Annotated in this window: 20 protein-coding genes; 11 read left to right on the top strand and 9 right to left on the bottom strand. The window is 54.5% G+C overall.

All coding sequences use genetic code 11. The features are described from left to right. Positions 1–273: 273 nt before the first annotated feature. Together mobB and mobA are read right to left on the bottom strand one after the other, a co-directional pair. Positions 274–807 carry a molybdopterin-guanine dinucleotide biosynthesis protein MobB gene (gene mobB, locus ABUK12_RS16260; RefSeq protein WP_410012828.1) on the bottom strand — a complete coding sequence of 178 codons (534 nt, stop codon included), beginning with the start codon at positions 805–807 and terminating at the stop codon, positions 274–276. A 10-nt stretch (positions 808–817) separates the two neighbouring features. After that, entirely contained in the window at positions 818–1,393 is a 576-nt protein-coding gene (gene mobA, locus ABUK12_RS16255) for a molybdenum cofactor guanylyltransferase MobA (protein ID WP_410016671.1), read from the bottom strand. A 145-nt stretch (positions 1,394–1,538) separates the two neighbouring features. On the opposite strand from mobA, the gene ABUK12_RS16250 reads away from it, so the two are divergent. From ABUK12_RS16250 to polA, 4 genes are all read left to right on the top strand, one after another. Then, positions 1,539–1,808, top strand: a complete 270-nt coding sequence (locus tag ABUK12_RS16250) for a YihD family protein (RefSeq protein ID WP_410016670.1) — start codon at positions 1,539–1,541, stop codon at positions 1,806–1,808. A gap of 25 nt (positions 1,809–1,833) precedes the next feature. Further along, on the top strand, positions 1,834–2,820 hold the full coding sequence (locus tag ABUK12_RS16245) for a serine/threonine protein kinase (protein WP_410016669.1): 987 nt from the start codon (positions 1,834–1,836) through the stop codon (positions 2,818–2,820). Positions 2,821–2,839: 19 nt separating this feature from the next. After that, a complete protein-coding gene (gene dsbA / locus ABUK12_RS16240; protein ID WP_410012827.1) occupies positions 2,840–3,466 on the top strand; it encodes a thiol:disulfide interchange protein DsbA in 627 nt (208 codons plus the stop codon). 457 nt (positions 3,467–3,923) lie between these two features. Next, positions 3,924–6,719: a DNA polymerase I gene (polA, locus tag ABUK12_RS16235; protein WP_410012826.1), complete on the top strand. Its 2,796-nt coding sequence runs from the start codon at positions 3,924–3,926 to the stop codon at positions 6,717–6,719. 278 nt (positions 6,720–6,997) lie between these two features. Here polA and yihA read toward each other — a convergent pair whose 3' ends face one another. Next, positions 6,998–7,615 (bottom strand): ribosome biogenesis GTP-binding protein YihA/YsxC, encoded by a 618-nt coding sequence (gene yihA, locus ABUK12_RS16230; RefSeq protein WP_410016668.1) that lies wholly within the window; start codon positions 7,613–7,615, stop codon positions 6,998–7,000. 705 nt (positions 7,616–8,320) lie between these two features. Here yihA and yihI point away from each other — a divergent pair. Further along, positions 8,321–8,854, top strand: coding sequence for a Der GTPase-activating protein YihI (gene yihI / locus ABUK12_RS16225; RefSeq protein WP_410012825.1), 534 nt, complete (start codon positions 8,321–8,323; stop codon positions 8,852–8,854). A 186-nt stretch (positions 8,855–9,040) separates the two neighbouring features. Further along, positions 9,041–10,414: an oxygen-independent coproporphyrinogen III oxidase gene (gene hemN / locus ABUK12_RS16220; protein WP_410012824.1), complete on the top strand. Its 1,374-nt coding sequence runs from the start codon at positions 9,041–9,043 to the stop codon at positions 10,412–10,414. Here hemN and ABUK12_RS16215 read toward each other — a convergent pair whose 3' ends face one another. The 4 genes from ABUK12_RS16215 to glnA form a co-directional block, all read right to left on the bottom strand. Further along, positions 10,415–10,537 (bottom strand): YshB family small membrane protein, encoded by a 123-nt coding sequence (locus ABUK12_RS16215; RefSeq protein WP_410012823.1) that lies wholly within the window; start codon positions 10,535–10,537, stop codon positions 10,415–10,417. A gap of 131 nt (positions 10,538–10,668) precedes the next feature. Further along, on the bottom strand, positions 10,669–12,081 hold the full coding sequence (gene glnG, locus ABUK12_RS16210; protein WP_410012822.1) for a nitrogen regulation protein NR(I): 1,413 nt from the start codon (positions 12,079–12,081) through the stop codon (positions 10,669–10,671). A 7-nt stretch (positions 12,082–12,088) separates the two neighbouring features. Beyond that, on the bottom strand, positions 12,089–13,138 hold the full coding sequence (gene glnL / locus ABUK12_RS16205) for a nitrogen regulation protein NR(II) (RefSeq protein WP_410012821.1): 1,050 nt from the start codon (positions 13,136–13,138) through the stop codon (positions 12,089–12,091). Between the two features lie 137 nt (positions 13,139–13,275). Next, on the bottom strand, positions 13,276–14,685 hold the full coding sequence (glnA, locus tag ABUK12_RS16200) for a glutamate--ammonia ligase (protein ID WP_410012820.1): 1,410 nt from the start codon (positions 14,683–14,685) through the stop codon (positions 13,276–13,278). Positions 14,686–15,081: 396 nt separating this feature from the next. On the opposite strand from glnA, the gene typA reads away from it, so the two are divergent. Then, complete coding sequence (typA, locus tag ABUK12_RS16195) at positions 15,082–16,905, top strand: translational GTPase TypA (RefSeq protein ID WP_410012819.1); 1,824 nt, start codon at positions 15,082–15,084, stop codon at positions 16,903–16,905. A gap of 78 nt (positions 16,906–16,983) precedes the next feature. On the opposite strand, the gene deoR is transcribed toward typA, so the two are convergent. Next, entirely contained in the window at positions 16,984–17,757 is a 774-nt protein-coding gene (gene deoR / locus ABUK12_RS16190; protein ID WP_410012818.1) for a DNA-binding transcriptional repressor DeoR, read from the bottom strand. A gap of 47 nt (positions 17,758–17,804) precedes the next feature. Continuing rightward, positions 17,805–18,482 (bottom strand): deoxyribose-phosphate aldolase, encoded by a 678-nt coding sequence (gene deoC, locus ABUK12_RS16185; RefSeq protein WP_410012817.1) that lies wholly within the window; start codon positions 18,480–18,482, stop codon positions 17,805–17,807. 193 nt (positions 18,483–18,675) lie between these two features. On the opposite strand from deoC, the gene rbsK reads away from it, so the two are divergent. The 4 genes from rbsK (at position 18,676) to yihX (ending at position 22,709) form a co-directional block, all read left to right on the top strand. Further along, complete coding sequence (rbsK, locus tag ABUK12_RS16180) at positions 18,676–19,602, top strand: ribokinase (RefSeq protein ID WP_410012816.1); 927 nt, start codon at positions 18,676–18,678, stop codon at positions 19,600–19,602. A gap of 4 nt (positions 19,603–19,606) precedes the next feature. Next, positions 19,607–20,944: an L-fucose:H+ symporter permease gene (gene fucP / locus ABUK12_RS16175; RefSeq protein ID WP_410012815.1), complete on the top strand. Its 1,338-nt coding sequence runs from the start codon at positions 19,607–19,609 to the stop codon at positions 20,942–20,944. Positions 20,945–20,960: 16 nt separating this feature from the next. Further along, positions 20,961–21,980 (top strand): aldose 1-epimerase family protein, encoded by a 1,020-nt coding sequence (locus tag ABUK12_RS16170; RefSeq protein WP_410012814.1) that lies wholly within the window; start codon positions 20,961–20,963, stop codon positions 21,978–21,980. 141 nt (positions 21,981–22,121) lie between these two features. Further along, the gene (gene yihX / locus ABUK12_RS16165) at positions 22,122–22,709 is read left to right on the top strand and encodes a glucose-1-phosphatase (protein ID WP_410012813.1); all 588 of its coding nucleotides are present in this window, start codon (positions 22,122–22,124) and stop codon (positions 22,707–22,709) included. Positions 22,710–22,718 lie beyond the last annotated feature (9 nt).

The following is a 22,718-nucleotide window of genomic DNA, read 5'->3' as shown; positions in this document are numbered from 1 at the left end:
ATAAACTCATCCCTCGATGGCCTGTTATAAAGCCATCTTGGGATTTTTTAAAATACGATTTATCTGAATGAAACGATGATAATTCTCGTCTTGACCTGATGATTGTAATTTAATCTATATAAACAGTTGATAACTTATTTGAAGAAATATCTTTTTTAGGCAAGTGATGAAAATCCAATCCACTCTTAAAACTTATTTAAAAGGGATTTCAATGCCCCATCCGTCTGCGTCCGGGATCGCCGTTCGCGCGCCGTTCGCGCCGGCGTTGCCCAATCAACCTACGCCGGACTGCTGCTGTACACGCAGCCAGTTGGCGATAAAAATCGCGATAGCATCGGGTTGGTTGATATCCAGCAGCGGCAGGTTGACGTCAATCTGCACGTCGCAGGCCACGGCAATGACATGGCCGTCAATCAATGGCCGCCACTCTTTGCCGGTATCCTGGCGAAACAGGGCGATTTTAGGCACCGGCTCGTCTTTGAACCCTTCGACCAGGATCACATCGATAAGCCCGCTGTCCATTTGACCGGCCAGCCAGGGTAATGTCGGCATCGCCAGGTCCGGTGTTTCGGTCATCAACGCCCAGCGCGCCTCGCTTGCCACCATGGTTTGCCTCGCGCCTGCCTTACGCAGTTCATAGCTGTCTTTCCCGGGTGTATCGACATCCACGTTATGATGGGTGTGCTTGATGATGCCCACGCGTATGCCGGCCTGGTTAAGCCGGGGAATGAGCTGGGTCAGCAAGGTGGTCTTTCCAGTGCCGCTGAAGGCGGTAAACGCCAACAAAGGGGGAACGGCATGCGACATAAAATAGTCCTTAGGTTTTTACCCAGTTCTGCACGTCAAGGGGGGTATTGAGATTATGGAAATTCGGGTTTTTCACCGGGAATATCACTCTTTCGGCGGCGATGCGGTTAAAAAACAACATTACCTTGCGTTCTCCCTGCGCCAGGAAGGCCTCCAGCTGAGAAATCAATACCCGGTGGAGCAGCGCAAAAGCCGGATGTTCCCGCCCTCCTGCGCTGGCAAAGGCGGCAAGAGCTTCCCGCTTACCATCCCATAACCGTTGCACTAAATCCCCCGGGAAAACCGGCACATCGCAAGGGGCGAACACCACCCATTGGGTCGGCGCTGCTTGTAACCCCGCCAGCATGCCGGCAAGCGGTCCGGGATAACCGGGCATGCTATCGCTCACAACCCGCAACCCGCTTTGCCGGTAGAGAGCGATATTGCGGTTGGCGTTAAGCAGCACGGTACCGACCTGGGGCGCCAGGCCGTCCAGGACATAGCGATAAAGGGGGATTTGATTGACCATAACCAACCCTTTGTCTTTGCCGGCCATACGTGTTGCTTGGCCGCCGGCCAGGATTACGCCTGTGATGTCCGCTTTTATAATAACTCTCCTCCAAAGCCTAATCATTGATAGGCAGGCTCACATATTAAGATACAATGTTTCACATGTTACAGAACAATCATGTTTATCCTGCCTGGTGGATCTTGATACATTAACACTGGGACCTATAGAGAGGGATTGCGTTATGAAATATCACCGCCTTAATGAGCTTATCGAACTGCTGCATCCGGCATGGCAAAAAGAGCCGGATTTGAATTTGCTGCAATTCCTGCATAAATTGGCGCAAGAGGCCGGTTATGACGGTGATTTAACCGCTTTGTCGGATGATACGTTAATTTATCACTTAAAAATGCGCGGTGCCGACAAAACGCAAGCTATCCCGGGTCTGCAAAAGGATTATGAAGAGGATTTCAAAACCGCGATTCTGCGGGCGCGCGGCATCATTAAAGACTAGGCAAGGGCGACGAAATGAGCGTTTTATGAATATAACCGCATTTAATTTCAAGACGTTGATGCCGGAGCTTATAATGGATGCCCTGGAAAACGTCGGTTTACGCATAGATTCTGGGCTTACCGCCCTCAATAGCTACGAAAACCGCGTTTACCAATTCCTGGATGAAGACAGAAAACGCTACGTGGTGAAATTTTATCGACCTGAGCGCTGGTCGGTTGAGCAGATCCTTGAGGAACATGAGCTTTCATTGGGATTGAACGAGGCGGAAATCCCGGTGGTGCCGCCGATGCTTATCAATGGATCCACGCTTTTGCAGCATGAAGGCTTTCATTTTGCCGTATTTCCAAGCGTCGGCGGCAGGCAATTTGAACAGGATAATGACGAACAGCTTGAATGGGTGGGGCGTTTTATCGGACGTATCCATCGCAATAACGGCGATAAATGCTTCACTACCCGTCCGACTATCGGCCTGGATGAGTATCTGTATGAGCCAAGGCGTGAATTTGAACGCAGCACGCTTATCGCGGGCAAACAAAAAACCGCTTTTTTACAATCCGTTGACACCCTAATAGCCGAAGTTAAGTTATGTTGGACGACGCAATGGCGTCCGCTGCGTCTGCATGGCGATCTGCATGCGGGTAATATTATGTGGCGGGACGGTCCGATGTTTGTTGACCTGGATGATGCCAGAAACGGACCCGCGGTTCAGGATCTTTGGATGCTGCTTAATGGCGATCGTATCGAACAGCAATATCAGCTGTCGCTTTTGCTTGAGGCTTATAGTGAATTCATGGATTTTAATCCGCGCGAATTGGCGTTGATAGAACCATTACGCGCGATGCGGATGATCTATTACCTGGCCTGGATTAGTCGGCGGTGGGGCGATCCCGCATTTCCCTATAGTTTCCCCTGGATGGTGGAAGCTGAGTTCTGGTCACAGCAAACACTCATCTTTACAGAGCAGGTGAAGCTATTGCATGAACCACCTTTACAGCTTATGCCTACGTATTAAACATTTGGAGAATAACTTAATGAAGAAGATTTGGTTGGCGCTTATGGGGCTCGCGTTGGCGTTTAGCGTTTCGGCCGCGCAATTTACCGAAGGGCAGCAATATATCCAACTTGATAAGCCAGCGACCGGTGAGCCGCAGGTATTGGAATTTTTCTCGTTTTATTGCCCGCACTGCTATGAATTTGAACAAAACTTCCATGTTTCCAGTACCGTAAAACAGGCTTTGCCCGCAGGAACCAAAATGATCAAATATCATGTGGATTTCCTGGGCGGCGATATGGGCAAGCAGGTTACCCAGGCCTGGGCCGTTGCCATGGCGTTGGGCGTGGAGGACAAAGTCAGTCCGCTGTTGTTTGACGGTATTCAAAAAACTCAGACGGTGCAAACACCCGCCGATCTGCGTAATGTCTTTATCCAGGCCGGTGTGAGCGGCGAGGAATATGACGGCGCCTGGAATAGCTTTGTGGTCAAATCCCTGGTGGTACAGCAGGAAAAAGCCGCGTCCGATTTGCAATTACGCGGTGTTCCAGCCATGTTCGTGAATGGCAAATATATGGTCAAGAACGATGGTCTGGATATGTCGTCAAAGGATGTCTACGTCAAACAATTTGCCGACGTGGTAAAATTCCTGCTAACGCAGAATTAAATACTTTAATGTATTACTTCAAAACGCCGGCCATGTCCGGCGTTTTTTATGCAATTGATTAACCTGCCTCACTAAGTTATTTCCCGCGTTGCGCCTGTCGGTCTGGAGGTTTTGTGTATATCCTTTTTTAGCCAAAAGCGCTTATCATTTTATGCAGGACTTTAAGCGGCGGGTTATATCCACAAACGCGAAATGCTACTGATAAATATGGGATTAGTGAAAAAATACCCATAACGCACTGATAAAGAAAGGTTTTTTTGTAAATCTCAACGTTATTAAAGATATAAACATATTAGCGGTTTTTTTTACTCACAAAGTTATCCACAGCACGATCGCGCGGATCAAGTCCAATCGCCAGTTTTTTTATCGTCCTTTTGCTACGCAAACATTCGTCTCAGGCGGCCAGCTGTGGCATGCTACCCCCTATGATGGCTGACTAAAAAGATCGAATTACGCTATGGCTCATATTGCAGACAATCCGTTAATCCTGGTTGATGGTTCCTCCTATCTCTATCGTGCCTACCACGCCTTTCCGCCGTTAACCAATAGCGCGGGAGAACCGACCGGCGCCATGTACGGCGTGTTGAATATGCTGAAAAGCCTGCTCACGCAGTATAAGCCCAGTCATGTGGCGGTGGTGTTCGACGCCAAGGGTAAAACTTTTCGCGACGAATTGTTCGAACACTACAAAGCTCACCGCCCCTCGATGCCGGATGATTTGCGCAGCCAAATCGAGCCGCTGCACAGCATGGTCAAGGCGATGGGATTACCCTTGCTGGCGGTATCCGGCGTCGAGGCGGACGATGTGATTGGCACGCTGGCGCTCGAGGCGGCGCGTACCGGCCGCGAAGTTCTGATCAGCACCGGCGATAAAGATATGGCGCAGCTGGTATCGCCGACGATTACGCTTATCAATACTATGTCCAACACCATTCTCGGGCCGGAGGAAGTGCGGGAAAAATTCGGTGTTCCACCGGAACTGATCATTGATTACCTGGCGTTAATGGGCGACAGTTCGGATAACATTCCGGGTGTGCCGGGCGTAGGCGAGAAAACCGCCCAGGCGCTGCTGCAGGGACTGGGTAGCCTGGATAATATTTACAGCGACCTGGCAAGCGTGGGCGGGTTGCCATTTCGCGGCGCCAAGACGTTGGCGCCAAAGCTGGAACAAAATAAAGAGCTGGCGTATTTATCTTATCAATTGGCGACGATTAAGACCGATGTGCCGCTTGATTTGCCTTTCGATAAGCTCATCGTGACCGAACCCGACGCGGCGGCATTGCTGCTGCTGTTCAAGAAATACGAATTCAAACGCTGGCTGGCGGATTTGGAAGCGGGCAAATGGCTGCAAGGCCGCATCAGCTCGGCCCCCGTCGCGCGCACCCCGTTTAATGCCCCGCCGGCCCAGGCCGATGAGGATGTTGAGGAGGCGGTGCAGCTTTCCCAGGAGGGTTACCAGGTCATCTACGCGCTGGCGGACCTCAACAGCTGGATAGAGCGGATAAAACAGGCGGGGCAGTTCACCTTCGATACCGAAACCGACAGTCTGGATACCCTGAGCGCCAACCTGATCGGGCTTTCTTTCGCCATTGTCCCCGGCGACGCCGCTTATTTGCCGGTGGGCCACGATTATCTCGACGCGCCGGACCAGCTAAATCGCGACGACGTGCTCAGGCTGCTGAAACCGGTGCTTGAAGACCCGGCCATTCGCAAAATCGGCCAGAACCTGAAATTCGATCGCGGCGTGTTGCAACGTTATGATATCGAACTGGCCGGCATCGCCTTTGACACCATGCTTGAATCCTATGTGCTTAACAGCGTGTCGGGCCGTCATGATATGGATAGCATGGCCGATCGTTTCCTGAAACACACCACGGTGACCTTTGAAGACATTGCCGGCAAAGGCAAAAACCAGCTGACCTTCAATCAAATCGCTCTGGAGCAGGCGGGCCCCTATGCCGCTGAGGATGTGGACGTGACGCTGCGGCTGCATGAAAAACTCTGGCCGCAGATTGAGCGCGAGGACGGCCTGAAAAAGGTCTTCGAGGAAATCGAAATGCCGCTGGTGCCGGTGCTGTCGCGCATTGAGCGTACCGGGGTATTGATCGACGAGAAGATCCTGGCTGCACATTCGGTTGAGCTGACGAAACGGTTGGGCGAGCTGGAAACCGAGGCGCATGAACTGGCGGGGGAAGCCTTTAATCTCTCCTCCACCAAGCAGTTGCAGGCGATTTTATATGATAAGCAGAAACTGCCGATCTTGAAAAAAACGCCGGGCGGCGCGCCGTCGACCAACGAGGAGGTGCTGGCGGAGCTGGCGCTGGATTACCCGCTGCCGAAGCTTCTCCTCGAATATCGCGGCCTGGCCAAGCTGAAATCGACCTATACCGATAAATTGCCGCTGATGATTAACCCGCACTCAAAACGCGTGCATACGTCTTATCAGCAGGCGGTTACCGCCACCGGCCGGCTGTCCTCAACCGATCCGAACCTGCAAAATATCCCGGTGCGCAATGAGGAAGGACGGCGGATCAGGCAGGCATTTATCGCGCCGAAAGATGCCGTTATCGTGGCGGCGGACTATTCGCAAATCGAACTGCGCATCATGGCGCATCTCTCGCGCGACCAGGGCCTGCTCAAGGCCTTCGCCGAGGGCAAGGATATACATCGGGCCACCGCCGCCGAAGTCTTCGGCCTGGCGCTTGAGAAGGTGTCTAATGAGCAGCGCCGCAGCGCCAAGGCGATTAACTTCGGCCTGATTTACGGCATGAGCGCGTTTGGTCTGGCGCGCCAGCTTTCGGTTGGCCGCGCGGAGGCGCAGCGTTATATGAACCTTTACTTCGAGCGGTATCCGGGCGTGCTGGAATATATGGAGCGTACCCGCAGGCAGGCAGAGGAACAGGGCTATGTTTCCACCCTCGACGGCCGCCGGCTGTATCTGCCCGATATCCATTCCCGTAACGGGACGCGCAAAAAAGCCGCCGAGCGCGCGGCGATAAACGCCCCCATGCAGGGCACCGCCGCCGATATCATCAAACGCGCGATGATCGCCATTGACGCCTGGCTGCAAAAAGACCGGCCGGAGGTGCGCATGATTATGCAGGTCCACGATGAACTGGTGTTCGAGGTGCGGCGTGACGCCGTGGAGTCGGCCACGCCGCGCATCAAATCCCTGATGGAAGGCTGTTTCGCCCTGGATGTGCCGTTGCGGGTCGATGTGGGTATGGGGGAAAATTGGGATCAAGCGCACTAAGTGGCGATACACTAAGCATTTTTCGTAATTAAGCTACATAAAAAGGTGATTTGGGCTGGGATTATGGCGCTGGGAACACCAAAAAAGTGAAATTAAACTACAAAAAATTCTTTTGCACAGCGATAATTTGATGTAAAGTTACAGATGTAGGGTACAGAGGTAAGATGTTCTATCTTTCAGACCTTTTACTTCACGTAATCGGATTTGGCTAAATATTAGCCGCCCCAGTCATTATTGGCTGGGGCGTTTTTTATTGTGCGCCATCCCGGCGCCGCGGGTTATTCCGTATACGGCGGTTCTTCATCCGTCGCCGGCGGGGTTTCACTGAACCAAGTGTCCAGCTTAAGGCGCAGCTTGTCGACGCCGGTTTTTTTCAGCGACGAAAACGCTTCCACCTGTATATCTCCCTCAAAAGCCGCCGCGGCTTCCCGCACCAGGTTCAACTGGGCTTTGCACGCGCCGGAAGCCAGTTTATCGGATTTGGTCAGCAGCACCAGGACCGGGATATCCACCCCAACGGCCCACTGCACCATTTGCTGATCCAGGTCTTTCATCGGATGGCGGATATCCATCAGTACCACCAACCCTTTTAAACTATGACGTTTTTGCAGGTATTCGCCCAGGGCGCGCTGCCACTTACGTTTCATTTCTTCAGGCACTTCGGCGTAGCCATAGCCCGGCAGATCCACCAGGCGTATTTCCGGCTCGACCTCGAACAGATTGATGAGCTGTGTGCGTCCGGGCGTTTTACTGGTCCTGGCCAGGCTTTTTTGATTGGTCAGGGTATTCAGGGCGCTGGACTTGCCGGCGTTGGAGCGCCCGGCAAACGCGACTTCGATGCCGGTATCCGCGGGCAAATGGCGGATATCGGGAGCGCTCATGACAAAATGCGTCATATGGTAGTTGTATGAGGTGATCAAATTTTCCTCTCCCTCGGGATGACTTATTGCCGCCAATTATACGGGGTAAACGCTAAAAAGCGGTTTTTATCTTTATCCGCAACCGCGCCGCCGCCATTGTTATGACCCGATGTGAACAACCAGGCCGGTTCACGTGAGTAATCGGCATTTTGTCTTTGTAAGAGATCGGCTCGCTACTCACTAAGCATTCTCGTTTAAATTAGAATTAATTAATTATAAATCATAACGTTAAATAATCATCGCGTTAACAAGAGCCCGTTGGCGCGCGCGGAGCGTATTGCGGGTAAAGCTCATTAGGCTACATTAGCAGACAAGGCATGGAGCGCCTGAAAGTGGCACTTTGCAGCGCGCAAAGCGCCATACTTGGCCCAGTGCTCCGCTTTAGCCCGGCACAAAGCCCTTTTCCTACCTTTCCCAGGGATGAATTCTGCTCAGGATGAGCGCGTAAGGGAATACACCCTAACCAATCCGCTTCGTATAGCGTAGAATAAAACATCATCGCAGCGACGACCCGATACACAGGATGTGGACCGTCAGGTTCATTGCCGTGGGGACTGTTTTTCTCGCGAAGCACCTTTACTTTATGGTGGCAGATTAACTGCCACCTTTTTTATTGGCAGGGTTTCTGATAGATTTCGCCGCAATTCCATACTTAATGACACTTACGACAGAGCAGACAACATGAATCCATCAGCAAAAGGCGGGCGCGGTAAACCCGTCGTCGCCAAGAACAAGCGCAAAAGCCGCGAAGAGTTGAATACCGAAGGGCGCGCCCGCCAGCGTCAGAAAAAACGGCGCGGCCTGGCTTCCGGCTCGCGGGCGCAGGAAGGTAATAAAAGCGGGAGCCGTAATACCCAGGCGCACGCCCCCGATCGCCGCATCGGCAGCAAAAAACCCGTGCCGCTTCTCGCCGACGGCCCCACGGTAAAAAAACCGGTGGCGCCGGACATCGTTATTCCCGTCACCACCGCTATCCTGCCGGAAGTGGAGCTGGAGAATCTGGAAAACGACGAACGCCTGGATGAATTATTGCAACGTTTGGAGCAAGGCAAAGAATTGTCGGCGCCCGAACAGGCCTATGTGGATAAGACGCTGGATCGCATCGATGAGCTGATGACCCAACTGGGCATTGAGATCGAAGATGATGAAGACGACGACGCCAAAAATGAAGATATGCTGCAATTGCTCAAGCGCGGCCAGAAAGATTCCTTTTAATCTTTGAACCCGCTGCTGCTGCTGATCGCGACGCCGTTGACATGTTATTTAGTGTGGTTATTGAGTAAACTATGGCGGCTCTCGCGACGTAAAGAACGGTTACGTTTGGCCCGGGTCGCCAGGCGAAAACCGGCCGCGCCCGTAAAACGGCGGGGACGGCGTAAATTTGGTAAGGAGTAAGCAGCCATGTCAGTGCCAGCGATAGAATGGGATTCGGCCCTCATTCAAAAATATAACCAATCCGGGCCGCGCTACACGTCCTACCCCACTGCCCTGGAGTTTAGCGAAGGGTATGGCGAACCGGCTTTCCTCCAGGCGGTGGCGCGCTATCCCACCCGGCCGCTGTCGCTGTATCTGCATCTGCCTTTTTGCCATAAGATCTGTTACTTCTGCGGCTGTAATAAAATCGTGACCCGCCAGCCGGAAAAAGTCGATCGTTACCTGGATGTGCTCGAGCAGGAAATCCGGCGCCGGGCGCCGTTGTTCCAGGACCGGCTGGTTACCCAGATGCACTGGGGCGGCGGCACGCCTACCTTTTTGTCGCCGGCGCAAATATCGCGCCTGGTGGCGGTGGTGCGCGCGCAATTCCGCTTTGCCCCCGGCGCGGAAATGTCCATTGAAATCGACCCGCGCGATATCGCGCTGGACATGATGGATCATCTGCATGGCGAAGGGTTTAACCGCATCAGCATGGGCGTGCAGGATTTTAACCCTGAGGTCCAGCGGCTGGTTAACCGCGAGCAGGACGAGCAGCTGATTTTCGACCTGATCGGCCGCGCCAAGGCGCTGGGTTTCCTTTCCACCAATATCGACCTGATTTACGGGTTGCCGCGCCAGACGCTGGCAAGCTTCCGGCATACCCTGGAACGGGTGATAACGCTTAACCCCCAGCGCCTGAGCGTATTCAATTATGCGCATATGCCGGCGCTGTTTGCCGCCCAGCGAAAAATTAACACCGCTGATTTACCCGATGCCGCGCAGAAAATGGACATTTTACAGTATTCCATTGCTGCGTTATGCGACGCGGGCTACCAGTTTATCGGCATGGATCACTTTGCGCGCCCCGACGACGAATTAGCCCTGGCGCAGCGCGCCGGCAAGCTGCATCGCAATTTCCAGGGCTATACCACCCAGGGCGACTGTGATTTGTTGGGGCTGGGTATCTCGGCGATAAGTATGATCGGGGATAGTTATGCGCAGAACCAGAAAGAGATGAAAAGCTATGTGGCAAGCGTTGCGCGCCAGGGCAACGGCTTATGGCGCGGCGTGGCGCTGTCGGAAGACGACTGTCTGCGGCGTGATGTGATCAAAGCGTTGATTTGTCAGTTTTATATCGATTTTAATGTGCTGGAAAGCCGCTATGGCATCGTTTTTAACGAGTATTTCGCCGATGACATCGCCCTGCTGCGGCCCCTGGAGCGCGACGGGCTGGTGGCTGTGGCCGACCGGGCGATTACGGTCACGGCCAAAGGTCGCCTGCTGATCCGCAACATTTGCATGTGCTTTGACGTTTACCTGCGCACTAAATCGCGCCAGCACCAGTTCTCGCGGGTGATTTGATCAGCTGAAAAAGTTAAGCAGCGCGGCGCAAAGAATGGCGGCCAGCGCGGTTTGCGGTGCATGGCCCACCGCGGCGGTCATATCCGCGCCCTGGGACAGCAAATTGATTAATGAATCTAACATGGTCTTCCTCCCGGTCAGCGACAAGATCATACTGTCTGCAATCGGGATGTAAAGGGCAAAATAACGCCGTTTTGCACGTTATTTTGCTTTTTTCTACGCCGCTATTCCGCCAGGTTATAAAACCTGGACTTTTATTCCATGCCCAGCTCTTTTAGCTTACGCGTCAGGGTATTGCGGCCCCAGCCGAGCAGCCTGGCCGCTTCCTGTTTATGACCTTGGGTGTGGCGCAGGGCGGTGGTCAGCAGGGTTCTTTCCATCTCCGGCTGGGCTTCGGAAAGCAGGTTCTGGTGACCGGAACGCAGGGCGCGGTCCGCCCATTGCGCCAGCAGGGTGGCCCAACTGTCCGGCAATGATTGAACCGTGGCGTCCGGCGCCGTGCTTTCAAATAACTCCGGCGGCAGATCCTGGATCAACACTTCCTGGCCGGCGGCCATGACGGTTAGCCAGCGGCAGGTATTTTCCAACTGACGGACATTGCCTTGCCATGGCAGGCGGGTCAGCGCGGTTTCGGTTTCCGGATGCAGGTTTTTCGGTTCAACGCCCAGCTCCTTGGCCGCCACCTGCAGGAAATAGCGCGCCAGGCGGGGAATATCCTCCCGCCGTTCCCGCAGCGGCGGTAAATGCACCCGGATAACGTTCAGGCGATGGAACAAATCCTCGCGGAATTTGCCCTCTTGCACCCGTACCTCCAGATTCTGATGGGTGGCGGCGATAATCCTGACGTCGACTTTGACCGGCGCATAACCGCCGACCCGGTAAAACTGGCCGTCCGCCAATACGCGCAGCAGGCGGGTCTGGACATCCAGCGGCATATCGCCGATTTCGTCCAGGAACAGGGTACCGCCGTCCGCTTGCTCAAAACGTCCCTGGCGTACCTGATTGGCGCCGGTAAAGGCGCCTTTCTCATGGCCGAACAGTTCCGATTCAATCAAATCCTTCGGGATCGCCGCCATATTCAGCGCGATGAACGATGCCTTGGCGCGCGGGCTATGGCGGTGCAGGGCATGGGCAACCAGTTCCTTACCGGTACCGGATTCACCGTTAATCAAGACGCTGATGGAGGAACGGGACAGGCGTCCGATAATGCGGAAGACGTCCTGCATGGCCGGCGCCTCGCCAATGATATCGGTAGTCGGGCCATTAGGCGGCTGCGCGCGCGCCGGCTGCTGCTGTTCCAGATAGTGGCTGACCGCGCGCTCAACCAGCGCCACCGCCTCATCGATATCGAACGGCTTGGGCAGGTAATCAAACGCGCCCTGCTGGTAAGCACTGACCGCGGCGTCCAAATCGGAGTGTGCGGTCATGATGATGACCGGCAGCATCGGATGGCGCTGTTTAATCTGTTTGAGTAATGCCAGGCCGTCCATGCCTGGCATGCGGATATCTGATAACAATACGTCCGGAGTTTGGGTGGAGAGCGCTTCCAGCACTTCATTGCCGCCTTCAAAAGTGGCGCAAGTCAGTCCGGCTCCAGTGAGGGCGCGTTCAAGCACCCAGCGGATGGAGCTATCGTCGTCGACGATCCAGACTATCCCTCGTTGCATAGTGACCTCACTGGCGAATAGGCAGGAACACCGAAAATTCGGTATGCCCCGGCCAACTGTTGAATTCAATTTTACCCGAATTTTGATCGATAAGACTGCGGGCAATGGATAACCCTAAACCGGTCCCGCCCTCACGGCCGCTGACCATGGGGTAGAACAGCGTATCCTGTAATTGCGCCGGTACGCCCGGGCCGTCGTCTTCTATATCAATTCGCGCTACCAAACGATAACGAACGCCGTGCAACGTTAACTGGAACGCGGTACGGGTGCGTATCGTGATCGTGCCACCGTCTTCACCCAGCGCCTGCAGCGAATTACGGGTAATATTCAGCAATACCTGTTCCATTTGATCGGGATCGTGAGCCAGTTCAGGCAGGCTGGGATCGTAATCCCGCAGGAGAGTGACGTTATCCGGCTTTTCCAGCGAGACCAGTTGGAAAACCCGCTCGGCCACCTGGTGAATGCTTTGCGTAACGTGCATGCCGGGCTGCTGCGGCCCGAGCAATCGGTCGACCAGGTTGCGCAGGCGGTCGGCCTGTTCAATGATCACCTTGGTGTATTCCAACAGCGAGGGATCGGGCAATGCTTTGGCCAGCAGTTGCGCCGCGCCGCGCAGACCGCCCAGCGGGTTCTTGATTTCATGGGCCAGGCCGCGCACCAGATCCCGTGCCGCCACCTGCTGGGCATGCTGAATCTGTTCCTGGCTGAGGCGGCGCTGATTATCCATCGGCGCCAGCTCCATCAGGAAAAAATCCTCGGGCAGGCGTTGCACGGTAAGGGAAAGGATATGCGCCCGCCCGTCAACCACCAACGTGACCTCGTTATCGGTAAACCCCTGGCCGGCGTTAAGGCTTTCGCGCATCAGTTCGACGTTGAGCGAAAAATAGCCCAGCAGCTCAGGCAACGGCGTGCCAAAAAGCTTGCGCGAGCTTTGCGCTAAAAGTTGTTGCGCCGCCGGATTGGCGTAATGAACGGCAAGGTCATTATCCAGCAGCAATATGCTGTTGATCAGGGAATTAAGGATCTGCCCAGCATCGGGCAATGAGCCTGTAGCCATAAAGCAGTCTCCCGCACTCTACCAGTGCATTTAGTCCGTTATGTCGTCATGCGCATGGCTGCGCGCAAGCTTTGCTGGAGAAAAAAGCCCATCCGAAGATGGGCTGAAAGTTTCCACGGCAACAAAAAAACGTCAAGTTATACGCTGTAATACAGCTCGAATTCCACCGGATGCGGCGTCATGCGAATACGGTCTACTTCTTCCGTGCGTAAAGTGATATAGGCGTCGATGGAGTCGTCGGTGAAAACACCGCCACGGGTCAGGAACTCGCGATCCGCGTCCAGCGCCTTAAGGGCTTCTTCCAGCGAACCGGCCACCTGTGGGATTTCTTTCGCTTCTTCCGGCGGCAGATCGTAGAGGTTTTTGTCCATGGCATCGCCAGGATGGATTTTGTTGATAACCCCGTCCAGACCGGCCATCAGCAGGGCGGCAAACGCCAGGTATGGGTTGGCGGCCGGGTCCGGGAAGCGCACTTCGATACGACGGGCTTTCGGGCTGGCGACCACCGGGATACGGATGGAGGCTGAGCGGTTGCGGGCGGAGTAGGCCAGCATAACCGGCGCTTCATATCCCGGGACCAGACGCTTGTAGGAGTTGGTGGTCGGGTTGGTCAGGGCGTTGATGGCCTTGGCGTGTTTGATGACGCCGCCAATGTAGAACAAGGCGGTTTCGGACAGGCCGCCGTACTTGTCGCCGGAGAACAGGTTATTGCCGTCTTTGGTCAACGACATATGGCAGTGCATGCCCGAGCCGTTATCGCCGAACATCGGTTTCGGCATAAAGGTCGCCGTTTTGCCGAAGGCATGGGCAACGTTATGCACGACATATTTATAAATTTGGATCTCGTCGGCTTTTTTCGTCAGGCTGTTGAAGCGGGTGGCGATTTCGTTCTGGCCGGCGGTGGCGACTTCATGGTGATGAGCTTCAACCACCAGGCCCATTTCTTCCAGGGTCAAACACATGGCGGAACGCAGATCCTGTGATGAATCCACCGGGGGAACCGGGAAATAACCGCCTTTGATGCCGGGACGATGGCCTTTATTGCCGCCTTCGTAAACTTTATCGGTATTCCATGCGGCTTCAACGTCGTCAATAGCGACATGGGAACCGGAAATTGACGAACCAAAGCGGATATCGTCAAACAGGAAAAATTCAGGTTCCGGCCCGAACAGCACGGTATCGGCAATGCCGGAGGTTTTCAGAAACTCTTCGGCGCGTTTGGCGATGGAACGCGGGTCGCGATCGTAGCCTTGCATGGTGGCAGGCTCAAGGATGTCGCAACGGATAATCAGGGTGGTTTCTTCATAGAAGGGGTCGAGCATCGCCGTGCTGGCATCGGGCATCAGCACCATGTCGGACTCGTTAATGCCTTTCCAGCCGCCAATGGAGGAGCCGTCAAACATTTTTCCATCTTCAAAGAAGTCGGCATCTACCTGATGGGCTGGTATAGTGACGTGCTGTTCTTTACCTTTCGTATCAGTGAAACGCAGGTCGACGAATTTTACTTCGTGCTCGTTAAGCATCGTCAAAACGTGTTCAGCGGACATAACTTGTATTCTCCCGGATGTGCCATTGTCGTCGTGGAACGAAATCGTATGGATCGAATTTTATTTAACTTAGCTGGGCTAGGCTAAACTGGACTGGTATAAACAGTAGCTAAAAGTGTGCCAACATTGCCAAAATGATGAGAAGGGCCGCGTTTCCGGCCTTATTAACCAAAGTCCGCCTGCACCAGATTGGTGGGATAGCGCTATATTAGTGCATTTGGGCAGTAAGTGGGCACTATTTTGGTGCAATAAATGGGGCGAGGTGAAATAATGCACTGAGAAAGGGATGACGAAGCGTCAAAAATGACGCAAATGCAGAGATCGTCGCGATCTTGTTTAGTCCCTCGCTTATTACGTGTACAATAACGCGCTATTTCTAATGCCTGAGGCAAAGTTGTGATCGAAAATTTGCGTAACATCGCCATCATCGCGCACGTCGACCATGGTAAAACTACCCTGGTCGATAAGCTGTTGCAACAATCCGGAACATTGGGTGACCGCAACGACGCCACCGAGCGCGTCATGGACTCCAACGATTTGGAGAAAGAGCGCGGGATTACCATCCTCGCTAAAAATACCGCTATTAACTGGCACGACTACCGTATCAACATCGTTGATACCCCCGGACATGCCGATTTCGGCGGCGAGGTTGAGCGCGTGATGTCCATGGTTGACTCGGTATTGCTGCTGGTCGACGCCATGGACGGACCCATGCCGCAAACCCGGTTCGTGACCCAGAAAGCCTTTGCCTATGGTCTCAAACCCATTGTGGTCATCAATAAAGTCGACCGTCCCGGCGCCCGCCCTGATTGGGTAGTGGACCAGGTGTTTGATTTATTTGTCAACCTCGGCGCAACCGATGAGCAACTGGATTTTCCGATCATATATGCCTCCGCGTTAAACGGTGTTGCGGGCTATGAGCACGAGAACATGGCCAGCGACATGACCCCGCTGTTTGAATCCATCGTCAAGAACGTCGAAGCGCCGAACGTCGACAGCGACGGCGCGTTCCAGATGCAGATTTCGCAGCTTGACTACAACAGCTATGTTGGCGTCATCGGTATCGGCCGCATCAAACGCGGCTCGGTTAAACCGAACCAGTCTGTTACCATCATCGACCATGAAGGTAAGCGTCGCAACGGCAAAGTGGGCCAGGTACTGGGCCATATGGGCCTGCTGCGCATCGAGTCCAAGCTGGCGGAAGCGGGTGATATCATCGCCGTTACCGGCCTTGGCGAGCTGAATATCTCCGATACCATTTGCGATCAGGCCCTGGTCGAAGCGTTGCCGCCGCTGACGGTGGACGAACCTACCGTTTCCATGTCGTTCGGCGTCAACACCTCGCCGTTCTGCGGCAAGGAAGGCAAATACGTCACCTCCCGCCAGATCCTTGAGCGCCTGAACAAAGAGCTGGTGCACAACGTGGCCCTGCGCGTGGAAGAAACCGTCGATCCGGATACCTTCCTGGTCTCGGGCCGCGGCGAGCTGCATTTGTCGGTGCTGATCGAAAACATGCGGCGTGAAGGTTTTGAAATCGCCGTATCGCGCCCGAAAGTTATCTATCGTACCGTCGACGGCAAGAAACAAGAGCCGTTCGAACAGGTTACCCTGGATATCGAAGAACAGAACCAGGGCCCGGTTATGGAAGCCATGGGCATCCGTAAAGGTGAAATGCGCGATATGCTGCCGGATGGCAAAGGACGCATCCGTCTTGATTACATCATCCCCAGCCGCGGCTTGATTGGTTTTCGTACCGACTTTTTAACCATGACGTCCGGCACCGGCCTGCTGTATTCGTCGTTCAGTCATTATGACGATGTCCGTCCGGGTGAAATCGGCCAACGCCAGAACGGCGTGATGATTTCCAACGGCCAGGGCAAAGCGGTAGCCTATGCCTTGTACAGCCTGCAGGATCGCGGCCGTTTGTTCCTGGGCCACGGCGCGGAAGTGTACGAAGGCCAGATTATCGGCATCCACACCCGTTCCAACGACCTGACGGTAAACTGCCTGACAGGTAAAAAACTGACCAACATGCGTGCTTCCGGCACCGATGAGGCCACGACGCTGGTGACCCCGATCAAGATGTCGCTGGAACAGGCCCTGGAGTTTATCGATGATGATGAACTGGTGGAAGTGACACCGCTGTCCGTGCGTTTACGTAAACGTCATTTGACCGAAAATGACCGTAAACGCGCTAACCGTTCGGGTAAAGAAGCTTAAACCCGTCGGCCCAGGCGGCGATAACGTAACAATGCCGGTCTGCGTAAGCAGCCCGGCATTTTTTTGCCCGTCGTTCAGCTATTCCCGGCGATAAAGCAGCCTGATGTCATGCTGTTGGCAATACTCATGAAATTTCGGCGGCGGCGATTGGTCGGTTATCAGGGTATGGAACAAGGATAAAGCACCGATAAAGGCAGGTTTGATGTTGTCGAATTTACTGTGATCGGCCACCAGGATCGCCTGCTGCGACATGGACAACGCGCGATGCTTCATGGTGAGTTCGTCAAAGTTAAAGCAGGTGGCGCCGAAACCGATATCAATACCCGCCGCGGAGATAAACGCTTTATCGGGGCGGATATTATCCAGGATGGAATATTGGGTCAGCGGCGTAAAGATGCAGTTGGCGGGGTGGAACTCGCCGCCGCATAAGATCACTTTGCAATTAGGATGATCTTGTAACGCCAGGAAAGTATTCAGGGAATAGCAGACGGCGGTAAACGCCAGGTCATCGTCAATCGCATCGATGATAAACGGGGTGGTGGTGCCGCAGTCGAAAAAAACCGTGTCGTCCGGCTCGATCAGCGCCGCCGCCAGGCGGCCGGTAAGGGTTTTTTCCTCAACGTGCTTGGCTTTTTGATCCGAAACAAAATAGTGGGTAACGTTATTATTGCGCGGATCGTTAACCACGTAACCGCCCAGCAGTACGACCTGCGCGGGTTCGGCGCTGAGATCGCGGCGGATGGTCATCTCCGAGACGCCCAGCAGGACGGCGGCATCTTTCAAATGAAGCTTATCTTCCCGCTTCAGGGCGAGTATCAGTTTATTAATCCTTTCTTCGCGCCGCGTTTCCATATGACATCCTGCGTTATCAGACCCGATTTCCGCCGGGTTCTCAGAAATTAATAGTCGCTGGCGGACGCCTTGCCCGATACGATCGCGACACCTGAACTGGTGCCGATTCGGGTGGCGCCGGCCAGGATCATGGCGGTGGCGGTCTGGCGATCGCGTACGGCGCCGGAGGCCTTTACGCCCATACCCTCGCCGACGGTTTCGCGCATCAGCCTGACATGTTCTTCTTTTGCGCCGCCGGTGCTGAAGCCGGTGGATGTTTTCACAAACGCCACCTTCAGTTCGCGGCATATCCGGCAAACCGCGACAATTTGTGGTGAACTCAACAAACAGGTTTCCAATATTACCTTCAACGGAATAGCCGCGCAAACCTCGCGGACCGCGCGGATATCGGCGGTTACCGCGTCAATATTGCCGCTTTTGAGCCAACCGACGTTAATCACCATATCTATTTCCTGCGCACCCGCCGCAATCGCCGCCTGCGCCTCGAACGCCTTGGCGGCGGTCAGGCCGGCGCCCAACGGAAAACCGATCACCGAGCAGACTTTTACCGGGCTGTCGCGCAGCAAGCGCGCGGCAAGCGGCACATACCCGGAATTGACGCAGACCGCATAAAATCCGCACTGTTTAGCCTCGCCGCATAACGTGGTGATCTGCGCTTCGGTGGCATCCTGCGCCAGCAGGGTATGGTCGATGTAAGGGGCAAAATCGATTTCAGGGGAAGTCATGTTAATGTCCTTTATGTGTATTATCACGATAATAATGTGAGAATAATAACATTACAGAAGCCTCTTACAATAGGCATGTGGCAATTTAATTTTCATTAAACGATGTGATCATTGTCATGTTACTAACATTTTTGTCTTGTTAGTGTTAATAAAATAACATTGAATAAGGTTAAAAATATGAGGGCTAATAATTATGGATATCGCAGTTATCGGTTCCAACATGGTGGATTTAATCACCTATATCAAAGAGATGCCTAAAACCGGGGAAACGCTGGAAGCCCCCGGTTTTGAAATCGGCTGCGGCGGCAAAGGCGCCAATCAGGCGGTAGCCGCCGCCAAGCTGGGGGCGGAGGTGATGATGATCAGTAAAGTCGGCGAGGATCTCTTTGCGGACAATACCGTTAACAACCTGGTGCGCCATGGGGTCGATACGCGCTATGTGGAAACGGTGGCGGGCGTATCCAGCGGCGTAGCGCCGATTTTTGTCGATCCAGATTCACATAATCGCATCCTGATTATCAAAGGCGCCAACGATCACCTCGGCGCGCAGGACATCGATCGGGCGGCGGAACAGCTCAAGGGCTGCCGGCTGATTATCCTGCAACTGGAAATTCCGCTCGCCACCGTCTATCACGCCATTGATTTTGCCGCCCGGCATCAGGTTCCCGTAATCCTTAATCCGGCGCCCGCCACCCGGGAACTGGATATCGCGTATGCCTGCCGGTGCGACTTTTTTATGCCTAACGAGACAGAGCTGGAAATTCTGACCGGCATGCCGGTGGACAGCGAGGAGCATATCCTGCTGGCCGGCCGTTCGCTGCTGGCCAAAGGATTGAAGAACCTGATTATTACCATGGGGCATCGCGGCTCGATGTGGCTAAGCGGCAACGAGGTGTACCGGGTCGATCCGGTACCGGTCGACGCCGTGGATACCAGCGGCGCCGGCGATGCGTTTATCGGCTGTTTTGCGCATTATTTTGTCGCGCGCGGCGATATCAAACAGGCCATGCGCTACGCGTCCGCCTATGCCGCCTACAGCGTCCGGGGTAAAGGCACCCAGCGTTCCTATGCCGAGGCTTCCCAGTTCCATGATTTCCTTGCCACCCTTCATCAGGAATAACATCATGCGCCACAATACGGTACAAATGCCTGACGGCTATTTAAACAAAACACCGTTGTTTCAATTTATCCTGCTGTCCTGCCTGTTTCCGCTATGGGGCTGCGCCGCCAGCCTTAACGATATCCTGATCACCCAGTTCAAAACGGTGTTCGCATTGAGCGATTTTGCCAGCGCCCTGGTGCAAAGCGCCTTTTACGGCGGTTATTTCCTGATTGCCATCCCGGCGTCGATGGTTATCCGCAAAAGCAGCTACAAAATGGCCATTATGATCGGCCTGTCGCTGTATATCATCGGCTGCGTACTGTTCTATCCCGCCTCCCATATGGCCACCTATACCATGTTCCTGGCGGCCATTTTTGCCATCGCCATCGGCTTAAGCTTTCTTGAGACCGCGGCCAATACCTACAGCTCGATGATCGGTCATCGCGATTACGCGACCCTGCGGCTGAACATCAGCCAGACGTTTTATCCCATCGGCGCGCTGATGGGTATTGTGCTGGGGAAATACCTGGTGTTTCAGGAAGGCGGCAGTTTAAGCAGCCAAATGGCCGCAATGACGCCGGAGCAGGTGCATCAGTTCCGTCTCAATATGCTGGAACTGACCCTGGAACCCTATAAATACCTGATTATGGTGCTGGTGGTGGTGATGGTGCTGTTTATGCTCACCCGGTATCCCCACTGCAAACCGCAGCCCGATAAGCAAAACCGCCGCGCCGCGCCCGGCATGGGCGAAACGCTGCGTTATCTTGCCGGCAATGCGCGCTTTCGCAAGGGCATCGCGGCGCAGTTTCTCTATGTGGGCATGCAGGTGGCCGTATGGTCGTTTACCATCCGTTTGGCGCTGAACCTGGGGGCGGTAAATGAGCGTGACGCGTCCAACTTTATGATTTACAGCTTTATTTGTTTTTTTATCGGTAAATTTGTCGCCAATTTCCTGATGACGCGCTTTACCCCGCAAAAAGTCCTTATCGCCTATTCTATCCTGGGCGTGGCGACGCTGGCCTATGTGGTGCTGGTGCCGAACTTCACCGCCGTCTATGCCGCGGTATTTGTCAGCGTACTGTTCGGACCCTGCTGGGCCACCATTTATGCCGGCACGCTCGATACGGTGGATAATAAATATACCGAAGTGGCCGGCGCGGTGATCGTTATGGCCATCGTCGGCGCCGCCGTGGTGCCGGCAATCCAGGGGTATGTCTCCGATCATCTCGGGTCGATGAAACAGGCGTTCGGCGTGTCATTATTGTGCTTTGCCTATGTCGGTTACTATTTCTGGGGCGAACTGCGCAATAAACAACCGCGAATCGCGACCGCGGAATCGATGATGGATAACCAACTTTAAGCAAGGAGTCAATATTATGGCCGCTGTTATTCATCTTACGCGCCAGCAATTCACCGGACAGCCGTTTCGTCTGGTGGAGAATGGTGAACTTAGCGTCACGTTATTTACCTATCCTTCGGGTATCGAGGCCGTGACCCTGCGCAATAGCCGGGGGTTTATCACCCTGCTGCCCTTTTACGGGCAGATGGTATGGGACGCGCAGTTCGACGGCCATAGCCTGCGCATGGAGAACCCCTTTAGCGAGCCCAAATGGGGCGAGTCGGTGGTGGATACCTATGGCTGCTTTGCGTTCCACTCCGGCCTGCTGAGCAACGGCTGCCCGGCGCCGGAAGATACCCATCCCCTGCATGGCGAAATGCCCTGCGCACGTATGGACAGCGCTTTCCTGCTGGTGGATGGCGACAGCGTAACCCTGGGCGGCGGCTATGAATATGTTAAAGGCTTTGGTGATCATTACCTGGCGTCGCCCTCGGTCAGGCTGGGCGCCGGCGCGACACTGATGACCATCGCCATGCGGGTCACCAATCTGGCCAGCGTGCCGATGCCGCTCCAGTATATGTGCCATATGAACTACGCCTATGTTCCCCTGGCGACCTTCAGCCAGAATATTCCTGCCGCGGCGTTTGCGCTGCGTACCTCGATTCCAGGCCATGTGCACCCCACGCCGCAATGGCTGGAATATACCGCCGGGCTGGCCCGCGATCCGTCGGCGCTTAAGGCGCTGGACCAACCGCAGTTCTACGATCCGGAAATTGTCTTTTTTGCCGACAACCTGGCAACCTATACCGATCGGGTGGAATGTGTTATGCAGGCGCCGGGGACGGGGCCGCGCTTTGTCACCCGTTTCGATACGGCGCAGTTTAACCATGCCACGCGCTGGATACTCCATAACGGCGATCAAAAAGTGGCGGCGTTTATCCTGCCGGCCACCTGCCGTCCCGAAGGCCATATCGCCGCCAGCCGGGCCGGCACACTGATTGCGCTGGAGCCGGGCGCGACGCGGGAATTCAGCGTGGAGACCGGACTGGCCGGTTAGCCTTCAGGACGCGGCACAACCGAATCGGCATGGCTGGGGTCAACGGCCGGCCGGCGAAAGCATCCGAATGCGTGTTCATGGCTGTTCAGTTGGCCCTTTTCCCGCTACAGTGGGAACATGATGAAAGATCGGGAGGGAGCCATGCTTTATATCTTTGATTTAGGTAATGTCGTGATAGATATCGATTTCAACCGCGTGTTGGGTGTATGGAGTAATCTCAGCGGTGTGCCCCTGGCCCGTCTGAAGAAACAGTTCGTCATGGGCGATGCTTTCGAGCAGCACGAAAGGGGCGATATTACCGATGAGGCGTTTGCCGCCCTGATCTGCAATGAATTGGGCATCGCCCTGAGTTTTGAGCAGTTTACCGCCGGCTGGCAGGCGGTGTTCGTCGGCGTGCGTCCCGAGGTCATCGACATCATCCATCGCCTGCGCGAACAGGGCCACCGGGTAGTGATATTGTCCAATACCAACCGTTTGCACTGCGACTATTGGCCGAGCCAGTATCCCGAGATCCAGCAGTGCGTGGATAAGCTCTATTTATCGCAGGACCTGGGCATGCGCAAACCCGACCCGGCGATTTATCGCGCCGTGCTCGAGCAGGAAGGGGTAAGCGCCCAGGACGCGGTTTTCTTCGATGATAACGCCGAGAATATCAAGGGCGCGCAAAGCATTGGCTTACAGTCGGTTCATGTAACGGATCCGGGCGTAATACCCGCTTATTTTGCGTAAGTGGCGTAT

The organism is Sodalis sp. C49, assembly GCF_046352915.1.
GTDB lineage: Bacteria > Pseudomonadota > Gammaproteobacteria > Enterobacterales > Enterobacteriaceae > Acerihabitans.
Note: the sequence above shows the minus strand (reverse complement) of the source record. Positions and strands in the feature narration are given on the sequence as shown.